The organism is Eubacterium sp. SB2, from assembly GCF_001244405.1.
GTDB classification, from domain to species: domain Bacteria; phylum Bacillota; class Clostridia; order Lachnospirales; family Lachnospiraceae; genus Faecalicatena; species Faecalicatena contortus_B.
The window spans coordinates 1045910-1069380 of sequence record NZ_LN865152.1; the positions used below are offsets into that span (position 1 = coordinate 1045910).

20 protein-coding genes, 1 pseudogene and 1 riboswitch are annotated in these 23471 nt (G+C 43.6%); of the genes and pseudogenes, 4 read left to right on the top strand and 17 right to left on the bottom strand.

Annotation, left to right across the window (positions count from 1 at the left end; translation table 11 throughout):
* Nucleotides 1–121: 121 nt before the first annotated feature.
* Both BN1938_RS12125 and BN1938_RS12130 read right to left on the bottom strand, forming a co-directional pair.
* Complete coding sequence (locus BN1938_RS12125; protein WP_050640815.1) at nucleotides 122–1111, bottom strand: Rpn family recombination-promoting nuclease/putative transposase; 990 nt, start codon at nucleotides 1109–1111, stop codon at nucleotides 122–124.
* Nucleotides 1112–1523: 412 nt separating this feature from the next.
* Nucleotides 1524–3737 (bottom strand): NlpC/P60 family protein, encoded by a 2214-nt coding sequence (locus BN1938_RS12130; RefSeq protein ID WP_050640816.1) that lies wholly within the window; start codon nucleotides 3735–3737, stop codon nucleotides 1524–1526.
* A 392-nt stretch (nucleotides 3738–4129) separates the two neighbouring features.
* A riboswitch (FMN riboswitch) is annotated at nucleotides 4130–4244 on the top strand.
* Nucleotides 4245–4379: 135 nt separating this feature from the next.
* On the opposite strand from BN1938_RS12130, the gene ribD reads away from it, so the two are divergent.
* Genes ribD through ribE form a run of 4 tightly spaced genes read left to right on the top strand, consistent with a single transcriptional unit; the run spans nucleotide 4380 to nucleotide 7803 of the window.
* Nucleotides 4380–5483 (top strand): bifunctional diaminohydroxyphosphoribosylaminopyrimidine deaminase/5-amino-6-(5-phosphoribosylamino)uracil reductase RibD, encoded by a 1104-nt coding sequence (gene ribD, locus BN1938_RS12135; protein ID WP_050640817.1) that lies wholly within the window; start codon nucleotides 4380–4382, stop codon nucleotides 5481–5483.
* On the top strand, nucleotides 5465–6100 hold the full coding sequence (locus tag BN1938_RS12140; RefSeq protein ID WP_050640818.1) for a riboflavin synthase: 636 nt from the start codon (nucleotides 5465–5467) through the stop codon (nucleotides 6098–6100). The genes ribD and BN1938_RS12140 overlap by 19 nt, the downstream gene beginning before the upstream one ends.
* 13 nt (nucleotides 6101–6113) lie before the next feature.
* Nucleotides 6114–7322, top strand: a complete 1209-nt coding sequence (locus BN1938_RS12145; protein WP_050640819.1) for a bifunctional 3,4-dihydroxy-2-butanone-4-phosphate synthase/GTP cyclohydrolase II — start codon at nucleotides 6114–6116, stop codon at nucleotides 7320–7322.
* A 16-nt stretch (nucleotides 7323–7338) separates the two neighbouring features.
* Complete coding sequence (gene ribE, locus BN1938_RS12150) at nucleotides 7339–7803, top strand: 6,7-dimethyl-8-ribityllumazine synthase (protein WP_050640895.1); 465 nt, start codon at nucleotides 7339–7341, stop codon at nucleotides 7801–7803.
* A gap of 107 nt (nucleotides 7804–7910) precedes the next feature.
* Here the strand turns inward: ribE and BN1938_RS12155 are convergent, their stop codons facing one another.
* The 15 genes and pseudogenes from BN1938_RS12155 to BN1938_RS23700 all read right to left on the bottom strand — a co-directional run.
* Nucleotides 7911–8585, bottom strand: coding sequence for a Crp/Fnr family transcriptional regulator (locus tag BN1938_RS12155; protein WP_050640820.1), 675 nt, complete (start codon nucleotides 8583–8585; stop codon nucleotides 7911–7913).
* 31 nt (nucleotides 8586–8616) lie between these two features.
* Nucleotides 8617–9255, bottom strand: a complete 639-nt coding sequence (locus tag BN1938_RS12160) for a Crp/Fnr family transcriptional regulator (RefSeq protein ID WP_050640821.1) — start codon at nucleotides 9253–9255, stop codon at nucleotides 8617–8619.
* Between the two features lie 122 nt (nucleotides 9256–9377).
* Nucleotides 9378–9995, bottom strand: coding sequence for a DUF4125 family protein (locus tag BN1938_RS12165; protein WP_050640822.1), 618 nt, complete (start codon nucleotides 9993–9995; stop codon nucleotides 9378–9380).
* Between the two features lie 14 nt (nucleotides 9996–10009).
* Nucleotides 10010–11020 carry a DUF4037 domain-containing protein gene (locus BN1938_RS12170; RefSeq protein WP_050640823.1) on the bottom strand — a complete coding sequence of 337 codons (1011 nt, stop codon included), beginning with the start codon at nucleotides 11018–11020 and terminating at the stop codon, nucleotides 10010–10012.
* Nucleotides 11007–11819, bottom strand: a complete 813-nt coding sequence (locus BN1938_RS12175) for a tetratricopeptide repeat protein (RefSeq protein WP_187376307.1) — start codon at nucleotides 11817–11819, stop codon at nucleotides 11007–11009. The genes BN1938_RS12170 and BN1938_RS12175 overlap by 14 nt, the downstream gene beginning before the upstream one ends.
* A gap of 87 nt (nucleotides 11820–11906) precedes the next feature.
* On the bottom strand, nucleotides 11907–12329 hold the full coding sequence (locus tag BN1938_RS12180) for a bacteriohemerythrin (RefSeq protein WP_050640825.1): 423 nt from the start codon (nucleotides 12327–12329) through the stop codon (nucleotides 11907–11909).
* Nucleotides 12330–12375: 46 nt separating this feature from the next.
* Nucleotides 12376–13104 carry a YczE/YyaS/YitT family protein gene (locus BN1938_RS12185; RefSeq protein ID WP_050640826.1) on the bottom strand — a complete coding sequence of 243 codons (729 nt, stop codon included), beginning with the start codon at nucleotides 13102–13104 and terminating at the stop codon, nucleotides 12376–12378.
* A gap of 38 nt (nucleotides 13105–13142) precedes the next feature.
* Nucleotides 13143–14081 (bottom strand): 4-hydroxyphenylacetate decarboxylase activase, encoded by a 939-nt coding sequence (hpdA, locus tag BN1938_RS12190; protein ID WP_050640827.1) that lies wholly within the window; start codon nucleotides 14079–14081, stop codon nucleotides 13143–13145.
* Nucleotides 14082–14107: 26 nt separating this feature from the next.
* Nucleotides 14108–14365, bottom strand: a complete 258-nt coding sequence (hpdC, locus tag BN1938_RS12195) for a 4-hydroxyphenylacetate decarboxylase small subunit (RefSeq protein ID WP_050640828.1) — start codon at nucleotides 14363–14365, stop codon at nucleotides 14108–14110.
* Between the two features lie 26 nt (nucleotides 14366–14391).
* Nucleotides 14392–17088: a 4-hydroxyphenylacetate decarboxylase large subunit gene (gene hpdB, locus BN1938_RS12200; RefSeq protein ID WP_050640829.1), complete on the bottom strand. Its 2697-nt coding sequence runs from the start codon at nucleotides 17086–17088 to the stop codon at nucleotides 14392–14394.
* A 383-nt stretch (nucleotides 17089–17471) separates the two neighbouring features.
* Nucleotides 17472–19895: an ATP-dependent Clp protease ATP-binding subunit gene (locus BN1938_RS12205; RefSeq protein WP_050640830.1), complete on the bottom strand. Its 2424-nt coding sequence runs from the start codon at nucleotides 19893–19895 to the stop codon at nucleotides 17472–17474.
* 24 nt (nucleotides 19896–19919) lie between these two features.
* Nucleotides 19920–20423 (bottom strand): trigger factor, encoded by a 504-nt coding sequence (locus tag BN1938_RS12210; protein ID WP_050640831.1) that lies wholly within the window; start codon nucleotides 20421–20423, stop codon nucleotides 19920–19922.
* A 6-nt stretch (nucleotides 20424–20429) separates the two neighbouring features.
* Nucleotides 20430–20822 (bottom strand): hypothetical protein, encoded by a 393-nt coding sequence (locus BN1938_RS12215; protein ID WP_050640832.1) that lies wholly within the window; start codon nucleotides 20820–20822, stop codon nucleotides 20430–20432.
* Between the two features lie 1020 nt (nucleotides 20823–21842).
* Nucleotides 21843–22667, bottom strand: a complete 825-nt coding sequence (locus tag BN1938_RS12220; RefSeq protein WP_050640833.1) for an arylamine N-acetyltransferase family protein — start codon at nucleotides 22665–22667, stop codon at nucleotides 21843–21845.
* A 460-nt stretch (nucleotides 22668–23127) separates the two neighbouring features.
* A pseudogene (locus BN1938_RS23700) lies at nucleotides 23128–23471 on the bottom strand (sodium:proton antiporter); the annotation flags it as partial.

The window sequence follows — 23471 nt, forward strand, 5'->3', positions numbered from 1 at the left end:
TGTTACGGCGAATGTTTCAATCCACGTTTGGTTATTTCACAGAGTACAACTACATCTTGGAATTAGTCTTCTTGCTGAAGGAGAATTCTATTCGGAATACTTAAGATTTGGCAGAGATTTTCTAAGATATCATTTTGCAGTAATCCAAAGCTTGTTCAGGGGTTATTAAGAACCTCTTTACCAGCTTAATTCTTATCTTTTCGTCGCTAAAGCCTTCTTCTCGATAATCTGCGATAAACGCTTTAATTCCTTGATGTATCCCCTGTTCTACTCCTTGTTGTATCCCTTGTTCTACTCCTTTTTTTACACCATCCTGATATAAGTCATCCAATGCCTTACACATATCTATCCCTCCTGTTTTTTCTTCCATCTCTTTTAAACTGCCCTCTGAACCAAGCAATACCCTCAGTGCATTGTAAGAATCCTCTTCTATATTTTTAAAATACTTCAGATTCTTTTCCACAAAATTAAGCAACTCTTCCTTGCTTTTTCTATATTTTAGCATTCCGAAAACGATCTGTAAATCAGTTTGAAAACACATTAGCCCGTCCAGCTTTCTTGGATCAATCAGATTAATTTTGTAATTAGGCACATATCTTTTCAGTAACTGATATTCTTCTCTGTCTATCCCAAGCAGTCCATGTAATTCCCTGTTTGCATCCCATTCTTTTTCACCATAATAAAAGATTACCGTTATGACAGGTGTCAATAAATCTGTTCGATTCAGCCCCGAAAGAAATTCCGCAGGGCTTTCAAAGGTCCTGTCTTTTCTCCTCATTTTCCTTATTTCATTCACTTGGTCCGCATAACTCAAGGCATCATACAACATTGTGCGCACAGGCATTGCATAGTGGATTTCCTCCTGGTTTTCACATGCCAACACGACAATCCTAGTTTGATTCTCCGTTGTCATTATGATGTCCCGGTATCTTTGGACTGCAATCTCTTTACCGTCTGATTTTCGAATCATTATTCTCTGCTCTTTGTCTTCAGCCCGCAGACTATCCCCCGAAAAAATCTGCTTTCCATGAAACAGCGAGCCGTTTATCAAATCGGCAAATCGCTCTTTATTAGAAAGCCAGCGTTTCATATATACATCACTTTTTCCCATATTTTATCTCCTGGTCTGATTTTTCTGTATAAAAATAACATTATATTCTCGTAATTTCTATTCAGCCCATAAGCACCACCTGTTTCTGCCTGTATACGCCTTTATTCTTTTTTCAAACATTGAATATTAGGACGAATTTGTCCAAAAGAATGAAATTCTTCATTATGATTAGATATAAAGAATGTTTGAAATGCACCCGGTCATTATTCCTCCGAATGCATTTAATTTAACACGGTATGAGTGTTAATTCAAGAAAATTTTTATTAAATTTTTTATGCTATCTTCAACAAACCCAAAATACTCCCAGTCTGGAAGACAGATCAATTAAAATACTAATCTGTCTGCCCGGCTGGGAGCAGGTTTTTATCTCTCTCACCCGCAGAAAAAATGATAAGATCCCCTTAGGCATCCTTTATTTCACCAAATACACATCCGCCTGATTCACGCCCATACTAAGAGCCCTGTCATGGTCATTGACATAAATATCAATATGGTTCCCTTTCACCGCGCCTCCGCAGTCCTCCGCAGTGAATACATGTCCCCCAATAATAACCTGAGTTCCATAAGGAATCACGCTCGGATCTACCGCAATCGTCTGTCCTTCCACAACCGGAGTTCCCGTTGCTGTAATACCGGTCTCCACGTCACAGCATATCTCACAGGAACAATAATAAGTCAGCTGGTAATCTCCCAGATACTCTCCATACATATCGTCTGTGGCATTCACTTCGCCAATACTGCTGGCAAAACCGCCGCCCACACTGTCATCCAGGACTTTAACCGCCCACACTGCCTCGGATGTATCCACATTCCCCTGGACGATTCCATAATCTGATCCCATGGCCTCAACAGTCTTTCCGTCTCCCGCATAGATCACGACATGATGAATATAACCGTTCTTTGCATAGAATATCAGATCTCCTGGCTGTGCATCCTCCACGGCAATCTTGGTTCCATACTGTGCCTGATCCTCCGCCACTCTCGGCAGGCTGTATCCGTATTCCTTATAAATACTCTGTACGAACCCGGAGCAGTCTGCACCTTCTGTCAGGCTGGTTCCGCCCCAGACATAAGGATTGCCGATAAACTGTGAGGCAAACTCTAAAACAGACTGTCTGACACTGCTGCCGGGAACCCCTGATTTTACTGAAGTCAATGTGTAATAACAGGCCTTGTTCTTTTCCGGTTCAATAATCTCGCTGGCAGTCGGGAAGTTCTCTTCTCCCTTCTCCTCCACAGTCCTATTCACTTCATTCCCTGTCTTAAGATACTTTTTATTTACAAATCCTCTCACATCGCCGGATTCAATATAAACCCACTCTTCATTCTCATCTGCAAGCACATAGCACAGGCTGTCTGCCTTCAGCGTCCCTACAATCCGGGTATTCGTATCTTTGCCTTCTCTAACGTTGAGCAGTCCGATGGTTGTCAGTGCATACTTCTTGTCAATAACGGTCCTGTTCACCGTTGAATGTGTATGTAAAAACGCATTGTTCTCACTCTGGGAAATCAGCTCCTTCGCAACAGAAACCACGCTTTCTATTCCGGTATACTTTGTCTTTGTTCTCTCGGCCTTTTTCTTCGCCCTGTCCTGATACTTTGTTAAAAGCTTCTGTGCATCCTCTCCGCGCTGAACCTCATCCGCTTTTACAAAACCGCGAACCGTACCTGATTCCACATACAGCCAGCCGTCTTCCTCTTCCTGAAGTACATACAGAAGTCCGTTTGTGTTCAAAGAGCCAACGGCTCTTGCATCCTCTGTCATCTCTTCACGCACGGATAACTTAGCTTTTGCAAAGGCATACCTTCTTGCCACCGTCCAGAACCTGAAGTCCTTCTTTATCTCGGGAAGTTTAATAATCTGCTGGCCGGCAATTAACGCTTGATTTGTAGAATGCTCCTGCACAGCAGGTGCCTCCTTGGCATCTTCGGGCTGCTTGCCTTCACTCCCTTCTTCGCTGCCAGTTTCTCCGGAATCGGATGGTTTCTGTGTATCTCCATTCTCCTGGTCTGATCCATTCTGACTGCCCCCGGTATTTCCATTGTCGGATGTGCTGCCATTCTCTTCTTTATCCCCGTTGTCTTTTCCGTCTTCGCCATCATTACCCGGCTTGTCCGGTGTATTCTCACCCGGTTTATCGGTCGTATTATCCCCTGGTTTCTCCGGTGTGCTGTCACCTGGCTTGTCCGGCGTATTATCCCCCGGCTGATCAGAAACGTCACCGCCTGGATTCTCCCCGGGCTTTTCTTCCACCCGCTCTCCCGTAACCGGATCTACCTTCTGCCCTGTCTTGCTGTCGTATAAAAACTTCGTCTCCTCATCCTGGTAAACGGAGCCATCCTCCAGCATTTTGAGAACTTCTTCCGAGATATCTACCATGGTTTCTCTTCCGTCAACTGCCGCTGCCTGGCGGATCTCTTCGGGCTGTTCTGTGTCGTTTGGCTGTTCTGTGTCGTTTGGCTGTTCTGTGTCTTCCGAACGCGCGCCGTCCTGTCCCGCTCCTGCTTCCTGCTGTAACGGATCGTTCAGGCCTGTGTCGGCTGCCATAACGGATGCCGGCTGTGCAGCCATCATCCCTGCCGACAAAACGACTGCCAGCATTCTTTTGTACTCTTTTGCTTTCATTCTAATTATTCCTCCCGCAAATTCACTGCAATTCTCTATGGGTCTCATACCTCTGCGTAATCATCATTCTCCCGGCTATGGCAGCCCCCCTAAAACTTCCAACACCGTCCGCCTGTTAAGGCAGAAACTCGCAAAAAAGAGCTTTGCTCTGTATCTTCCATGTATCTATCTCCTATGAGATCATTATTCTTATATTGTACTCCCTGTCGGGAATGAATGCAATGATATTTTCCCCTCAATACAATGCAATTTTTTTATTTCTTCTCAGCATTGCTGCTTATTCAATTTTGGAATCATCATACGATAAATTGGAATACCCTATTTCCTTTAAATTCCATAAACCATATTGACAGTTCGTACCTGCCTCACTATAATAAACTTAATTGAATACAAACTATCTTCAGGGCAGGGTGTAATTCCCTACCGGTGGTACAGCCCACGAGCCGCAAGGTATGATTCGGTGCAACTCCGAAGCCGACAGTAAAGTCTGGATAAAAGAAGATGAAAAGTAAACGTGCTTTTTATATACTCTGAGATGATTCTATCATTTCAGAGTTTTTTGTTTAAATCGCATAAATCACCTTTTTACATGTCTTGGATAGATTTTATTCAAGGCATTTATTTTTTATCGGAGGTGATGATTTGGACAATTTAAAACACATGCAATCCGCCTTGGCGCTAGCAAAAAAGGGCTGTGGGTTTGTGAACCCGAATCCAATGGTCGGTGCCGTTATTGTGAAAGACGGCAGGGTGATCGGGCAGGGCTGGCATGAATACTTCGGCGGGCCGCACGCTGAAAGAAATGCCCTTCGTAACTGTACGGATTCCCCGGAAGGAGCAACACTGTATGTAACCCTTGAGCCCTGCTGCCATTACGGGAAGACCCCGCCCTGCACCGAGGCTATAATCCGGAGCGGAATAGCAAAAGTGGTGATCGGCACTCTGGATCCCAATCCGGTCATGGCAGGGAAAAGTGTTGAGATCTTACAAAACCATCAGATCCAGGTCGAGGTTGGCGTTCTGGAAGAAGACTGCAAAAGGCTGATAAAAGTATTCAGCAAATTCATAACGTCAAAAATTCCCTTTGTTCTGATGAAATACGCTATGACAATGGACGGGAAAATTGCCACTTACACAAACCATTCAAAATGGATAACCGGTGAGGAGGCCAGACAACGGGTGCAGCAGACAAGACATGAATTTTCAGCAATCATGGTGGGAGTTAATACAATCATATATGATAATCCATTATTAACCTGCCGTCTTGAAAATGGCAGGAATCCGGCCCGGATCATTTGTGACACACATCTGCGGACTCCCCTGGACGCAAATGTCGTGCAGACAGCCGGTTCCGACACAACCTTCCTGGCTACCTGCAGCAAAGATGAAGAGAAACGGAAACAATACCTGAAAAAAAACTGCGTACTGCTAGACGTAGGGGAAAAAGACGGCCATATAGACCTTACGGACCTTATGGCTGACCTGGGTAACCGGAATATTGACAGTGTACTCTTAGAAGGAGGCAGCACCTTAAACTGGAGCGCCTTAGATCAGAAGATCGTGGATGAGGCGGAGATTTATATCGCCCCCAAACTTTTCGGAGGTACAGCCAGCACTCCTGTAGGCGGAAAAGGCGTTGCTTTTCCGAAAGAAGCATTTCAGCTGAAAGCGTCGTCTGTTTCTCAGATTGGTGAAGCTTTTCTTATCGAAAGTGAGGTGATATATCCATGTTTACAGGAATCATAGAGGAAGTTGGCAAAATTTCCGGTATACATAAAAAGGGGAATTCTATCCGATTGATTATTAATGCAAAAACAATCCTGGAAGATATCAAAGCCGGTGACAGCGTCGCTGTAAACGGGATCTGCCTAACTGCCGCTGATCATGACGCGACCTCTTTTTCCGCAGATGTCATGCACGAAACGCTGAACAGGACGTCCCTCTCCTGTCTGAAACAGGGAAGCCCCGTCAACCTGGAAAGGGCGCTGCCGGCAGACGGGCGGTTTGGCGGACATATCGTTACCGGCCATATTGACGGCACAGGGACTATTATTAAAATTCAAAAAGATAATATTGCGGTATGGTATACAATTCAGACGACTGATAAAATCGCGCACTATATCATTGAGAAGGGTTCTATTGCCATAGATGGCATCAGTCTTACGGTTGCCACGGTATCCGGAAACAGCTTTCGCGTCTCTGTGATTCCGCATACTCTGGCTCATACGGCACTTATCACAAAAAGAAACGGCGATACCGTCAATCTTGAAAACGACTGTATCGGTAAATATGTGGAGAAGTTTCTGGTCAAAGAAGATACATCTAAGATAACAAAAGAGTTTCTACTTAAAAATGGATATTAGGAGGTCAAGCATAATGAAACAGGAATCAATTAAAAGAGCGGTCGAAGCATTGCAGGCTGGAAAATTAATTCTCGTCATGGACGATGAGGACAGAGAAAATGAGGGCGATCTCATTTGTGCAGCCGAGTTTGCAACAACAGAAAATGTGAACTTTATGGCAAGCTATGCAAAAGGGTTGATCTGTATGCCAATGAGCAGACAAATTGCTGAAAACCTTATGCTTCCACCTATGGTTGAGAAAAATTCAGATAACCACGATACCGCATTTACCGTGTCTATTGACCACAAAGACACAACCACCGGCATTTCCGCGGGAGAAAGAGGATTTACCGCCCGCATGTGTGTATCAGAGCATGCCTCTGCAGCAGATTTCCGCCGTCCCGGCCATATGTTTCCCCTGATTGCAAAAGAGGGCGGAATTTTAGTGAGAAACGGACACACAGAGGCAACCGTTGACCTTATGCGTCTGGCTGGTTTGAAAGAATGCGGGCTTTGCTGCGAGATCATGAGAGACAACGGGGAGATGATGCGAACTTCTGAGTTAAAAAAGTTTGCGGAGAAATACAGCCTTCCATATATTACAATTAAAGAATTACAGGAGTATAGAAAAGTAAAAGAAGTTTTGGTGGAATGTGTCTCCGTTACAAGCATGCCGACAAAATATGGGGATTTCACCGCATACTGTTATGTCAACAAGTTAAACAGGGAACACCATATCGCCTTGGTTATGGGCGATATATCAAGTGGAAACGACATATTATGCCGTGTTCATTCGGAATGCCTGACTGGTGATGTATTTGGCTCGCTGCGCTGCGACTGCGGACAGCAATTGGATCAGGCGATGAGAATGATTGCGGAAAAAGGAACCGGCGTGCTGCTGTATATGCGGCAGGAAGGGCGGGGAATCGGCCTGGTTAATAAAATGAAGGCATATCAATTACAGGAGAATGGATTAGATACCATAGACGCCAACATTGCATTAGGATTCAAGGGAGATCTTAGAGAATACTATACCGGGGCACAGATTCTACGTGATCTGGGCATTAAATCCCTGAATCTGCTGACAAACAATCCGGATAAAGTGTATCAGCTTGAGGATTATGGAATATCCATTACAAAACAGCTCCCAATAGAAATTGAAGCAACCGAATATGACCGGTTCTATTTAAAAACAAAGCAAACACGTATGGGGCACACATTAAACATTGAGGAGGAAAAATAACATGAGCATAGATAACATAAAAACATATGAAGGGAAATTAGTTTCTGAAAATATTAAAGTAGGCATTGTAGCGGCAAGGTTCAACGAGTTTATTACATCCAGGCTGCTCGCCGGAGCAATTGATGGATTAAAACGTGAAAACGTAAATGAAAATGATATAGAAATCGCCTGGGTGCCCGGCGCTTTTGAAATCCCCCTGATCGCCTCAAAAATGGCCGGAAGTAAACGGTATGATACCGTGATTTGTTTAGGGGCAGTCATCCGCGGAAGCACCAGCCATTATGATTATGTATGCAGCGAGGTTTCAAAGGGCATCGCACATGTAAGCCTAAGCAGCAATATTCCCGTCATGTTTGGTGTTCTTACAACTGATACAATTGAACAGGCCATAGAACGTGCAGGTACAAAGGCTGGAAATAAAGGATTTGAATGTGCGCAGGGAGCAATCGAAATGGTGAATTTGATCCGTTCGATGGAATAGAATTCTGCAAAAATGTCCGTACAGCAAAAGTTCACAGCTGTACGGACATTTAACCGCAAAATTTATCGAATATCTTTCATATTTATTATTTGGAAATAATCTCTCAGCTAAGCCTCATCCTCACTGTTTTTCATATATTTTATCATCTGATCGGCCACTTTTTCCAGATATGCCCTGTCCAGGATCCGATACCCTGAGTCTAGTTTTTGTATACATCCACTTTCTTCAAAACGGTATAAAATATTGTATATTCCTCTTCTGCTGATTCCCAGGTTTTCACAAATATTATAAATACTTTTATACTTAAAAATATCGCCGCTGGAATGCTTTAAAATATAATGTGCCAGGATTTCATTCTCGCCGAAAAGGCTTCTCGCGAGAATATTTTTATACATCACATAGACACGCTTACTGGTTTTCTGATAAAACATCACTAAAAACTCATCATTCTGCATCAGCTCATCCATAAGAGACTTTTTCAATACCAGCACTTTTGCATTTGTCTCCGCCACTCCGGAGCATTGAAAATCCGCATTATGAATACTGCTGATGGGCCCCACAAAGTTGTCCGCATCCAAAATATCCACAATCAGCTTTTTACCATTGTACGAGATATTCTCTACTTTAATAAGCCCATCAAAAATATAGAACAAATTTCCAGTTTTTCGTTCAGCCCTGAATAAATATTCCCCCTTCTTTAACTCTAATATTGGAATTACCGGTAAATAATCTTTAATATGTTCATAGATCATAGTATTCTTGATCATGCTGTGATTATCCAAGTTTTTGATCCCCTCTTCTAAAGCATGTACTCTATGACGTGTTTCCCCTGATCCTCCAATGCTTCCTTATCTTTAATATATATATATAATTGTCGTCCTTCGCTAAAATCCCATCTTTTATCAGATCATTTAATGTGTTATACAGGCTCCTCCTGCTAAAGCCTAAAAACTCGCACAGCGCGTTCATATTAGGACAGACCATTCTGTCTTTTTTAGAATTTGAAAGAATGTAGCTTGATAATATCTCTTTTTGGCTGTACATGCTGTTCATAAGCATACGTTTGTACATATGGTAAACCCTTTGGCTCATCTTATAATAGAATGCCTTGGCAAATCGGACGTCATTTAACAACTTTTCGAATATCTCATCGTTAAATTCCAGTAACATCGTATCTTTTACAGCCCATGACTCACAATTCAAATATTCTTCATATACGTCGCTCAAATCGCCGGCAAACCAATCCTCACCGATTTCATCCACCCAGATTTTCCTGCTGCCTACATTGTTCCAGACTCTTATTTGACCGTTTAATATGTAATATTTGTTCGGTGTCCCATCCCGGGATGAACGTCGTTTCGTAATATACTCACCTTTTTTTACCTTAATAACCGGAATCTGCTCCATGTAACCTTCAATCGAATCATAAATGGCGATTTGTTCCAACTTCATAAGCTCACTCTCCTTTCACTGTAGTTTTACATTATTTTACATAAACAGAGGTAGTAAACTTTTCACACTTTTTATCAATTTGTACATTTTTTAGTAATTAACTGTTAATTTTTCATCAATTTTCACAATTTTTTATCAATAGTTAAGGCCTTTTCCACTTCATCTATTGAAGCATATCCCTGCAGCACTGCCATGTTCTTCCTGACAACATTTGTCAGATTCAGTCCCTTCTGCACACATTCTTCCAGAAATGCTGCGTATAATATAATAGTATTCTCACCATAGGTAGATAATTCGCCTTTGAGATAAGTTTCAATAGAAGTCGTATACCCATTTTCTTCTGAAGTATATGTAGGCCGTCCCTGCCCCGCATATGCAGGATATCTGCGTTTAAAATCTTCCGCCCATCGAAGCTGTATATCCGCAATGTGATCAATCAGACGGCGCTTTTTCTCCGACATCTCCGGAAGCACGCTTTTTAGCTCTTCAAACCGCTCCGGCATAGTGTCCTTCATCATAAACGCATACTTTTCAAACAGCAGATTACGCCCATTCGCTTTTGCCTTCATCAAATCCATATAATAGCTGTCTGCAATATTTTTTGGCCATGCCATAAACTGGCTTTTCCGCATAATATAAAACTCCTGCCAGTTATCCTGGCAGTCCGCGCGGCCTCCCTCATTTTTCACAAGCTGAAACTGACGCCATTCCTCTTTGATAATATCGTCTATGCTTACCATAATATCAACCTCTCTTATGATGCCATTACAGGAAGGGAACGTATCGTATCGTCCTTAATACGATGCCTTGCTGCATAGGCATGTTCTTCCAGGTAATCGGATGAGCTGTTGCTGATTCCCTGATTCTTCATTTCCTCGATAACAAGAGCGCAGATGTCTTCGATCATAACGATCACTTTGTCGTTCCTGTTCAGCTCAATCTGGTAGGTATTCCATTCGTTTGTATACCAGCTGCCTCTGTTCGGACCCACATCCACAAGCTTTTTCAGGATTGTCCTGACTTCGGTCAGCTTATCCATTCCTTTCATTCCCTTCCACATCCATTTATAGTAAGGGGTATATTCTTTGTTCAACAGATACACCATGGATATGGCTGCACGGATAAATTCAGACAAGGCAAGAACCGCCGCTACGGTGTCGTGCCTTCTCATCATCCTGCTGTAGTTGCACTGGCCTGAATGCGCCATGGTAATTGCACGGGCTGCTATCTTCTTCAGCCGGATATCTTCCGGATAATATCCCAGCAGTCTTTCGCGTATACCCGTAAATTCTCCCAGATTATCCTCAAACACCTTACCGTTGGTAGCCACTGCCAGATAATGTTCCGGTATGATCAGCCAGTCCTCCAGTTTCTGCGGAACCCCTCTTGCCCCAAGAAATTTCCGGTAGAATTTGTCTATTTCCAAAACGCCTCTGCGCCCTTCCGCCTCGGTCCGGTGAGTCTTGGCAGAGATCCCGCCGTACTCCTTGGGAAGCGCGTCATATATTTCGCTCATCTCCTCTCCGAATACTTCATAATCCTTCTTGGTCAGCCAAATACAGAAGCTAGGTCCGTAATCATGATCCATGGAAATCATATCGTCATATCCAAAGCACTCAGAGCCTTCGCCCACCAGGCCCACAGCGATCTTATCCATATAAGCCGGAAATAATTCCTCCAATACAGGCCTTCCGATCGTTTCGTAATATTCCTGGGAGAGCTCCAGCCCCTTTTTCTCAAGCTGCAGACCATTACTTTGTACCATTTTCCAATTTCCTCCTGATCGCATTGTAGTTTTCTACAAGACGTTTATAATCGGAATTTTCCCCATAATGCCTCTTTGTCTCTTTCATAGCTTTTTCATACATTGCAAGAGAGCCTTCCAGATCTTTGCTTAAATACGCCGTATATGCCTTCATGGCAAGCACACCGCAGTAATGCGGACTATTGTCGCATTCCTTTTCAAAAAGCTCTACAGCCTGATCCAGATAGGACTGCACACGCTCAAAATCCGGCTGCTCCACCCTGAGAAATGCACCTGCCAAATTCCCATATACTGTTGCCCGTTCGTCTGCTGAATTCGGTACCTGTTCCAGTACTTTTACGGCTTGTTCACCATACTTCACAGCGTCCTGAAGTCTGCCTGCCTCCAATGATGCTACTGACATATTATTATAAAGACCGCCAAGACGATAGTCAACTTCTAAATTTTCCCGCTTATATACTTTTTCTACCTGAAGATAAAGTTCCATGGCCTTGTCTACCTGCCCGGACGCACGGTAGATATTTGCTACATTCAGATAAGTCGTCATTCCTGCCAGTGTCTCATCTAGTTTATGCTGCATAACAATCTCTAATGCCTCATAAGCATATTCCCATGCCTGATCCAGATGGCTGATACTTCTGTAATATCCCATCAGCTCGTTTAGTATGGTAAGCTGTGATGCCCAATCGCTCTCCGAACGGGCCGTCTTCAGGGAGTCTTCCAGATATTCGCAGCCCTCTTTTGATTTTCCTTTAGCAAAAAGCTCGTCTGATTTATCAAGTATCTTTTTTATCTCCATATTTCCCCTTCTTTCTAAAAAAGCGATGAAATCCGGATTCCTCCCAATCTCACCGCTTTTACTCTCCATTAACGAGTTTGTCAGATATTACCCCAAATTGTCCATCTGACTTCTAACGTTCTTATACTCTGCCAGTTCCTGATCATTTACTTTAATATGAGTATATAACCATTCAATGACTTTCTTATTAACCTGCTCTTCAAAGTCCTTTGTCGGGCCTTCTGCTGCAAGCTTAACTGCAAGATTCTTTACATCTTCTACAAGCGCTGCATGCATCTCCTTGTGAGCATCTGTCTTTGGATACTGTACTTCGTCCATCAGTTTTTCTTCTTCACTGAAATGGTAGGTTGTATAATCTGCCAGGAATCCCAAAGTCTCCTGCACTTTCTCCGTGCTATCCCCATTTTCAATGCTTTCAAATAAATCGTTGGCACGTTTGAACAATTCTTTATGATGAGCATCGATCATCTCATCGCCAGTCAAAAGACTCGGCGTAAATAATGCTTTCATTCCCATTTCCTCCTAAATTTAGTTTCATACCGTAATACTATATGTTTTAAGCCTTTGCTTCTGCCTTTTCTTCACCTGCATGAAGCCATCCTTCAATAGACTTAGCAAAACGTTTGGACAGGAATTTTACAACCTGGCCTACGCAGATCGCTGCAATAATTGTTCCCTCTCTTACTACAACGCCTTCTCCAACGAAAGACTGCAGTCCTCCAAGGAAAATTAACTGAAGAATCAATGCGATAACGATCATACTTGTATCAACGATTGTCTTACAATCTCCAAATGTCTTTCCTGTAACCTGTGCAATTGCACCTGCGAGACCTTCTGCAGGCATCGGAACCCAGTTCGGACGCAGATAAAGAAATACACCGATACCAATGATAATAACGCTGACTACCATATAAATAAACTGCATAATATAATTTGACGGCCTTGGGAAGTTAAGCATAAGGTGCCCTATGGCCTTCGGATCTGTTCCGGTTAAATCTATCATCCAGCTGAATACAAATGTCAGCAGAATTCCTAAAGCATTTCTCAGTTTAAAGTTCTTTCGAAGAATAATAAGCTGTGCTAATACCAAAAAGACATAGATAATAAATGTAGTTACACCCAGAGTAAATCCCCAAATCTGTTCTGTTGCTCTTGGAATAGAACTTACCGGAGAGATACCCAGATTGGACATCTTGGATATATTGATACCAATCGTAATAATAAATAATCCACCTATATAACATATAATTTGTTTTACGATATTTCCTGGTTTAGAATTAGACATTCCTGCCCCTCCATTTCCCTTATGTGAATTCGTGTCCTTTAGAAAGGTGTGTCATCACCAATATAACATGCAATTCCATTATCCAGATATAAAGTCTGCAGTTCTTTCATTCTCTCATCTGTCATATCCCCGTGGTCAACATATTCATACTGTTTTCCCAGCTGTTCCCATTTCGAGGTTCCCATACGATGGAATTTCAGAAGGTTGATTTCAAAAAGATCCAGCCTCTTCATAAACTCGATCAATTTCATTGCATTTTCATCACTATCATTATAATCATGGATCGTCGGCTGACGAAGTATCAGACGTCCTTTCCATGGGGATTTTACCAAAGCCTCTATGTTCGAAAGAATCAATTCATTTCCGACGCCCGTACCCCACTTATGAGCCTCTGTGTCCATATTCTTTACATCAATAAACGCGAAATTAATATTTGTTAAAATCTTTAAAAAGTTTTCTTCCGTTGCAAAACCGCTTGTCTCAATTGCCGTATGTATATGTGACTTCTTGCATTCCATCAGCACATCATACAGAAAATCGTGATGCATAAGCGGATCGCCGCCTGTAAACGTAACACCGCCTTCGGAACCCCAGTTGCTGAAATCCCGTTTTAATATTTTCATCAGGCCGTCTACTGTGTACTCTTTTACACATTGTTTCAAGGCATTGTTCGGACATATGCTTATACACTCAAAGCTCTCGCAGTCTTCACAAATGGACCATGTTATGCTAGGTTTCCCATTCTCATCGAATTTGATAGAGTCCTTGGGGCATGTATTTCTACATGCCCTGCAACCCTTATCATACTTACATACTTTCTCTGCAAACATTATATGTTTTTTTCTTTTCCAGCTTTCCGGATTGGCACACCATCTGCACTCAAGCGGACAGCCTATGAAAAATACATTTGTCCTGCAGCCCGGTCCATCATGCACGGAATAGCTTTGAATATCGAAAATTAATCCATTCTTTTCCATATATGACTTCCTTAATTAATTATTTTTTATTTTTTGTAGTTTTCGCAGCTAAATGCTCCGCATGTTGAATAAGCCCAGTTCTCTTTGCAGAATCCTTTGCAGGTTCCGATTCCGTATTTATCTGGATTTTCGAAATTCTGGCAGTTTCCGCAAGCCGGAGCTGCTTCAAACTTCGGGCAAGCATCGCTTCCCTCGCCATCGATCGGAACGATCACTTTTGAAAGTGCACACATACCTTTTTCGCAGTCAAGATTTATATAATTTACACAGTTATTATGTTTCATGATTCTACCTCCATCTCTCTCTTTTTTTATGCTTCGTCGTATTCTGTTCTAAAGATAACCTCATCCTGAATTGCCTTACCGATTTCACACCAGTACTGTGTAAATCCAGCAACACGAACCATCAGGTCACGGTAAGATTCTGGTTTCTTCTGAGCAGCTCTCAGAGTATCGGAACCTACGATGTTGAACTGTACGTGGAATCCACCCTTACGCATGTAAGCACGGATAACATCCAGAAGCTTTCTTGTTCCTGTTAATCCCTTAACAGCCGTCGGATGAATCTTTAAGTTCATCTGTGAGTTCTGGCACATAGAATGATCATATACTGTAGCTGATTCAAATACTGCATACATACCATTCTTATCTGTTCCTGGTGCTGCAGATGCAGATGCGTCTGAGTAAGTTGTTCCTGCAAGTCTTCCGTCTGCTGTTGCCAGTGTAATGAATCCCTGAGGACCATGTGTAGATACGGAGATCTGGCACATATACAGCGGTTTGCCGTAGTAAGATCTGATCGTAGGTATGTATTCTTTCATACGCATTTCGTAATCTACTAAAAGCTCATCTACATATCTTTCTGCATTGCCGTACTTCGGTGCATTTACACATGCTGCGAAGATCTTTTCATATTTTTCAGCCTGATCTGTGCTCTCTCTGAAGTCAGGTGAGAATACGCCTGTCTCATAAGCTGTCTTGAAGCCGAAGTTGTTAATCATTGCGTCTGTCATTTCTTCCAGTGTGAATGCTTTGTCATCAAATACATTCTTCTTAATAGAAGCAAGCGCATTAATAAATGTAATAGTTCCGCAAGACTCAAAGTTAATTGTTGCGTTGTATTTTGCTCCACAGTTTCCAATATGCTGTCCGTTTGTGAAGAAGCCGCCCTTAAGCAGAGAAGCTACTGCCGGCATATTGTATTTTCTCCAGATATCCATCTGCAGGTTGTTAATCTTGTTAACGATCTGATTGCTGAGATCCAGATATTTATACCACAGATCTACCATCTTCTCGTAGGAATCAATCTTTTCGTTGTGAGGCGGGAATACCTCTTTGCCTGTTCTTGCATCAACACCGTTTGTCAGCACGAGCTCGAGAATCTTAGGAAGTGCTGTAAAGTGGATACCTGTTCCACATGTCGGAGAAGCTCCGCCAGGAACCATCGTAACTTTACCATTGTAGTTCAATGGTGAGAATGTTCCAGGAGATGACTCAAGACATCCGCCAAGGCACCATGCCCTTGCTTCAACAACGCCCATTCCCTCTGGTCCATACTGTCTCATCATGAAGTTCATACCTGTCTGGTTGTTCATCCATGCCGGATATCCCATACCAAGTTTAGTACAGCGAGCACACTTCATCAGGAAGTCTTCAGGAGTTTTCTCATCATACAGTACGCTCAGTGTAGGCTGTGGTGTCTGAGCTCTCATACCAGCTTCAACGATCAGGTACTCTAACGGAGTAACTGCTGTAAGACCATCGTATCCCAGACCGCCCATTGACAGGTTGTTGAATGTATTTCCGGAAAGAACACCACCGGATACACCAGCTGATGCGAAACATTCAATACATGTAATCTTAATTCTGTATAACTCAAGAAGTTCGATGATATCTTCATCTGTTGCAACTCCATCCTGGATGTCTTTCTCATAGAATGGCTGCAGAACCTGTCCGAGACGTCCGATAGACTGTCCTGACTGAGGATCTTCGTTTACTACGCCATAGTGTAAGCAAAGTGTCATCTGAAGAGCTTCACGGAATGTAGCTGGAGCCTTATGAGCGATATTTCCCATAACCTCTGCGATTTCTTCGTAATTCTTCTTGAATTCCGGATCCGGCTCACGTGCCGCAAGATCTTTTGCTTTATCAGCATAGTTTTGGCACCATTTGCTTAAACCTTTACATACTTCTTTCATTGCTGCGTAATAGTATCCACGGCTCATGCCAAGAACACCGTCATCGCCTGCTTCGCCCATGAACTCTGCGATCTTCTCATCACACAGTTCCATGATTCCATCAAAACCATACTGTAATGGCAGGTAGTAGTTCATAACTTCACGTCCCTGAGGAATTGCGAAGGAATCGAACATAACAACTACTGAATCCATAACTTTCTCGAACTGATCATATCCAGGAAGCATCTTTCCATATTTTGTACTGATATCTTCTACTGAAATTCCATCCCAGTATCTTGATACTTTTACAAGTACAGGAATATCTTCTTTTCTCATACCAAACTTCTTAGCAAGAGAAATGATCTCGCCGTAACTTTCTGTTACGTTACCGCCGCCGGCACCAACCTGAGAAACAGCATCTGCTGAGCTCTCTGCTGGAGCATCAACTTCGTTCATAAGAGCTTCAGCCTGAGCATTGAAGAAACTTGCTGTAACCCATGGGAATGGGAATGCACCACGAACGTTTTTACACTTGTTCATTACAAGTTTTTCCCAAGGAAGGATAGTCGGTGTTGTATGAGCATATCCGCCCGCAACAGCTTTCGCTCTTCTAACTTCAAGAAGATCACCATCATTCTCCCACCAGATTCTGTTGTACCAGTATGGAGTCTCCATATCTGCTGATACCTTTAAGGTGTAATAAACTTCCATTAATTGTTTAAAACGATCACATGGTTCCGGAATATCGGCTTCTGTAGCATCATCAACTGCCGCCGTATCAATACCCCGCTGTTTTAAGATTTCCTGTACTTTACTTTCGTTTGAATTCATGTTTTTTCCTCCTTTTCAATCTTGAATTCGTTGTTATAGCCATCTTAACTCTCTTTTAGGGTTAATCGTTAGTGCACATTGCACACCTTTGAAAAATTCTAATTTTCTTTTTGTATTTCTCTCAACCCCGCTGATTTAGCGCGTTGCAAGGGTAAAGCAGTGAATTTCGAAGGCATTTTACGACATCGGGCATTTCAGCACTTTAACCTATAAAAGGGTAGGAATCACCCCGGAACCCAGCAAAGTTTACAAGTCCTGTATCATGAAGAAAAAGGGAAGGAATGCCACAATACATGTGGGACTCCTTCCCTTTTTAACCTGAGCGCAGAAACGGAATCTCATTCCCTTGGTTTACGCTTACGATCTCACCTTTTAAAATATACCTATTTTTCTTCTGCCATTTCTGTCTTTTCACTGGAATCAGCAGCTAATACTACAGGTTTTTCTTCCGCTTTCTGATTTCTTACCGTTTTACCGGCTTTTTCATTCTCAATGTTAGGATTCACATTCAGATTTACTTTTCCTTCCTCCATGCAGATGTACACATCATCTCCCGGAAGAATATCGCCTGAAAGCATTCTTTCTGCCACTACATCTTCCACTTCTGACTGGACAGCCCTCTTCAGAGGTCTTGCACCGTACTGCAGATTTACATACTTCTCTACCAGGTACTGTTTCACATCCTCCCCAACATGAACTGTAATCCCCATGCCATCACACCGAACGGTCAGATCCTGGATCAGCAGGCTGACAATTGCGTTCATGTCCTCATCGTTCAGCTTTCTGAAGACGATGATATCATCAATACGGTTTAGGAATTCCGGACGGAATACATGCTTGATCTCGGACAGAATCTCGTTCTTAATCTCTTCATTGCTGCCCTGGTCACTCTCATTTCCAGTCTTAAAGCCAAGTTTGCGGTGGATATCGTGGTTCTGGACGCCGGCATTAGAGGTCATAATCAGAACCGTATTCTTAAAGCTTACCCGTCTGCCCTTCGCATCCGTCATATGACCGTCTTCCAAAACCTGAAGCAGCATATTGAATACGTCCGGATGAGCCTTCTCAATCTCATCAAATAAGACGACAGAGTAAGGATTTCTGCGTACCTTCTCGCTCAGCTGGCCGCCATCTTCAAATCCCACGTATCCCGGAGGGGAACCAATCATCTTGGCTACAGAATGGGGTTCCATATACTCGGACATATCAAGGCGGATAAATGCATCCGGCTTATCAAACATAAACTCTGCCAGTACCTTGCTCAATTCTGTCTTACCAACTCCTGTCGGTCCTAAGAACAGGAAAGAACCGATCGGCCTGTTCGGGTTCTGTATACCAGCGCGCCCTCTGCGCATTGCTTTTGCAATAGCCTTGACGGCTTGCTGCTGTCCTACGATCCGCTCTCCGATCATCTCTTCCAGCTTCAGCAGGCGGGTGCCTTCATCGGCATTTACCTGCATGATCGGGATTCCGGTCCACTGTGAAACGGTACGTGCAATCTCATTGGCGCCAATCTCAGTCACTACCTCTTCTGCCGGACTCTCTTCCCCTGCTTCCAGTTCCGTGCCGTCGGATCTGTCCAGGCATACAGCTGCGGCGGTCTCATCGATTAAATCCAGAGCCTTATCCGGAAGATAACGGTCATTGATATAGCGTTTGGATAATTCTACAGCGGCTTCCAATGCCTCAGGCAGGAACTTCACCGAATGGTGCTTCTCATACCTGTCGATTACGCCGTTCAGAATTGCCAGGCTTTCCACCTCGGTCGGCTCTTCCACCTGAATCGGCTGGAAGCGACGTTCAAGAGCAGCATCCTTCTCAATATATCTGCGGTATTCCTCTGTGGTCGTCGCACCAATGACCTGTATCTCTCCCCGTGCCAGACACGGCTTCAGAATATTCGCAGCGTCAATTCCGCCCTCTGTTCCCCCGGCTCCTACAATGGTATGAATCTCATCTATAAACAGGATTACATTTCCCGATTCGGTAATTTCCTGAATAATATGCTTTAAGCGTTCCTCAAAATCTCCCCTGTATTTGCTTCCTGCAACGACGCTTGCCAAGTCAACTGCAACGACTCTTTTGTGCTTCATGATTCCCGGAACTCTTCCCTCAGCGATAGCAAGAGCAAAGCCCTCTACGATTGCTGTCTTCCCAACTCCAGGAGCCCCAATCAGGCAGGGGTTGTTCTTTCCCCAGCGGCAGAGCGACTGAAGAAGCCTGCGGCTCTCGTTCTCCCTGCCAATCAAAGGGCTTAACTTTCCTTCCCTTGCCATCTCCGTCAGATCACGTCCAAACTGGTCCAGAAGCTCCGTACGCTTATAGATTCCGTTTGTCTTGGACTCATCCAGTTTTGCCAGACCGATTTTCTTTCGCTTCATCTCTGCGATCATATCTACATATATGGCTGAAGTGTTCACCTGTGCGGCTTTAAAAAACCGCGTAACGGAAATTGTCTCATCCTGTAATATTGCCAGTAAAATATGCTCTGCCCCGGTCAGCTCTGCCTGGAACCACGCGGCCTGCTTATGGCTTTTGTCCAGGATCTTGGTGCATTCCGGAGAATAACTCCAGGCCGTCTGCAGGATTGTAAGCCCGGTTGACGGTACCCACTCTTCAATCATCGCTGTTACCAGTTGTTCATCTAATCCGTTCCGCTTTAATACTGCCTGTGTAATACCGCTTTTTACCTTGGTCAGCCCCAACAGAATATGTTCTGTTCCCACAGTGACCTGCCCCATGTTCTTTGCTGCTTCTGCTGCAATTGCAAGGACTTCTCTGGCGGTATTATCATAATAGGGACGCATATCTATCACCTCACTTTACTATTTTCAAACAGTCGCAGCCTCCACAGCATGTTCAGATACAAAGTCCATTGCTTTTCTTGTTAAAATGTCCTTTTTCAAACGCCGTTCCTCTGCCCCCTGCATGATTTCCCTGATCTTCTTCTCATCCAAAGGATATCTCATGGTTAACTTCTTAATCTCGGTGTCTACATCCTGTTGTGTCACGGTAATGTTCTCTTTTTCCGCGATCGCCTCCAGAATCATTTTCCCTTTCAGCTGGCTCTTAGCTATCTCCTGCATCTTTTTCACCAAGGCTTTCTCATCTGTTTTGGAAGCCTCATAATACTGTTCAATAGACAGACCCTGCTGGGTTAAACGAAGCGCATACTCCTCGGTCATCATTTTTGCTCTTTCATTCACACTACTTTCAGATACCTTTGCCTTCGAGCTTTCAACCAATATTTTCATGAGGTAATCTTCTTTTTCTCTTCCCTTCAGCTGCGCAGGAAACTCTATTCCCTTATACTGACCAAGAACTACATCTTTCATATGCACCTACTCCTTCTCTTCCTCAATTGACCTGATGCTGTCAACCGCTGGTTCATAAATACTTAAATTCGTCATCTTACACCGCTCCATCATCTGTACGGCTTCTTTATATTTAGCCAGGCATTCTTCCCACTTTTCAATCTTTTCCAAAAGCCTTGCCTTCTCATAAATGATGACTGCAATTGCATGATTCCGCTCCTGGATCCAATTCCTTGTAGCCACTGCAATCCCGTCTTCATCCACATCACCGCCGCCGCACATAACACATCCCGGATCCGGCATAACTGACTGTTTCACTTCCTGTTCCTTATGATCTAAATATACCTGTAAATCTTCGTAGTTGTCAAGTTCATAATAGCTGGCAATGTCCTGATAAAACTTCTTCTGATCTAATAACATGGCACTTTCCGCTCCTTTCTATACCTATTTTCAGTATAGCCACAATATTTAAAATTACTTAGTGAATATTGCACACTTGGCGGGCGGGTAGGGGACGCCTGCCAGGGAGGGAGACGGGGGCGGAGGGAGGCGTACAGCCTGTTTGAGATTGCTGTCCGCTCGCTAAACAGCAGTAAGAGGAAACACGCAAAATCAGCCGGCTCCATACGCATTCACCGCCTGCTCTGATGAGCAGACGGCTCAGGCGTATTCAAAAGTTGATTCGGTATCAACTTTTGGCCGGCTGATTTTGCGTGTTTCCTCTAACTGCTGTTAAGCTTGCTCTATGCACTTCAAACAGGCTGTACGCCTCCATCCGCCCCCGTCTCCCTCCCTGGCAGGCTTGGCGCATCCGGACGGCAGGTATGGTGCAATCCATGCGGGATGCATAATCGGGAGCAGCGGATGGTGAATGGCTGTGCAGTACTTTATCTTGGGTTTAAAGCAGGGCTTTGAATCGTCTGTTATGTCGTTTGTTCGAGCCTTACAGTTGAGGGGTTTCTTCCATATATGATGTATGTATAGATAGTAAATATTATGTCATAATTATATAATTAAGAGATAGAACAATAAATAATTTCCCAAACACACATCTTACTTACTATACCCTTTATTATAGTAAATACACATCCGCCACTCCCGCCAGACCCTTAAAAGATGCAGCCGTCTTACCGCGTTGATGCGCCAGACCTGGAAAACGGACATAGGGGTGTGCGGATGCGTCTTTTGGCTGTAAGTCAGAGTTAAGAAAAAAGGAAGAAAAAATGCGGCAAAAACGGTGATTACCAGATCACCGTTTTTCCTGGCCCCAGCGCGCAAAGCCATCAAGGCTTTGGGCGATGTGGCCACGGTCGCCGCATTTTTTCTTCCTTTTTTCTTTACTCTGGCTTACAGCCAAAACCCGTATCCGCACACCCCTATGTCCGTTTTCCAGGTCGTCCCTCACCCGCCATAAAACTCCCTACATCTTACATCGTACATCTACAACTCAATCTCAATATCAAACTTTTCTTTTAACAGTTCTTTTAAGCGTCCGCCAACCGGTTCTATTATAACGTTATCTTCTGACACTTCTTTATACTCATCATTGATAAGCGTGCGGTACCCATCCTCGGTACGTATGTTAATAACTCTTAGCATACAGAAACGCGCATCTTTACAGGTCGACTGAAAATAGTTCAAAAAGGTAAAATCAGAACTGAAGCATGCTATATCAGAAAACAGTATTTCTATTCTCTGGGATGCATCCTCCCTTCCCACTTGCTGGCTGATGCGGGTTTTCCGATGAACTTCATACCAGCCCTTTATGCTTGGCAGAACACGGAATGACTCTTTTTTATAGGTCTGCCATTCGTCGGTATGAATCTTTAATGCGCCTGCAGGCATTGGACCTCCAAGGCCGCCATCGCAGAAATATTCTGCCCCATCAAGAGTTACAATTATTGCTCTGTGATCCGCCCAGGTCGTAAAGTCATCTGATCCCAATAAAACCCTTACAAAGCATAATCTTGCATCATATCCGAGACTGATGAGCAGACGATATAATAACCCATTCAGTTCCAGGCAGTATCCGCCTCTTTTTCCCCGAATAATTTTTTGAAATACATAATCAGGGTCAAGGCACACTTCCTTATGTAGATCAAAACTGTCTAAATTCTCAAATGGAAGTGAACATTGTTGGCGATAGATTATCTCATCCAACGCTTCTTTGGTAGGTTTTTCCACCGGAGACATTCCTATACGATCCAGATATTCTTTAATTTCTTCCGGAGTAAACAACTTAACAACTTCTTTTACTTCTCTCATCTTCTGCTACCATTCCTTTCTCTGACAGAGTATGTTTGATAATTCATGTGCCCGGGTGAGCAGGGCGGTCAGATGGGTGCTATGAATTATCAAGCATGCTCTAATCTTGTTTCATTGTTTCCCTTTATAATAAATGGTCTTCACCCATTTATTCCTGTCAGCTGCCTTGCTGCGTCAGGAATACTATTATAGAAAAGTACTCCTGCCGCCATCAGCTTTTCATGGATTTATACTTATTTTTAATGTAAATAAAATATCAAAAATTGCCTAGTGAATATTGCACACAAACAGCGGAAGCAGCATGGCTTGTGTAACTTTAAGGAATACGCATTGAGGTATGAAATGGCCTTACAACAAAGGATATATGATACCATCTTAACGAAACAAACCGGGAAAACAGACACTATCCAGCCCGTTCTCCCGGTTTGCTCTCATATACAATATAACATTTCCCACTGACCTACAGCAGCAGATACACCAGGATCAGGATCATCCCGATCCCCGCCAGCTGCAGCCCATAAGAAAGGCTGTAGCGGATCATATCCCGGCTCTCCTTCCTCTCCAGCGCCCGGATTCCCAGCTTCCTCCGATATGACACATTCTCCTCCTGCCTCTTTAAGTACATCGCACCCTGATCCAGCAGCTTCCCGATCGCCGTGTCCACTTTCGGCAGCGAACCCGTACGGTAGGGGATCTTCCGGTCCTTAAACAGCGTCTTCCTAAGCAGCACCACCAGCCCGTCTACCAGCGAATCCCCGATCCGGCACACAAAGATCCCGATAAACGGCAGCACCCGCTGGATCA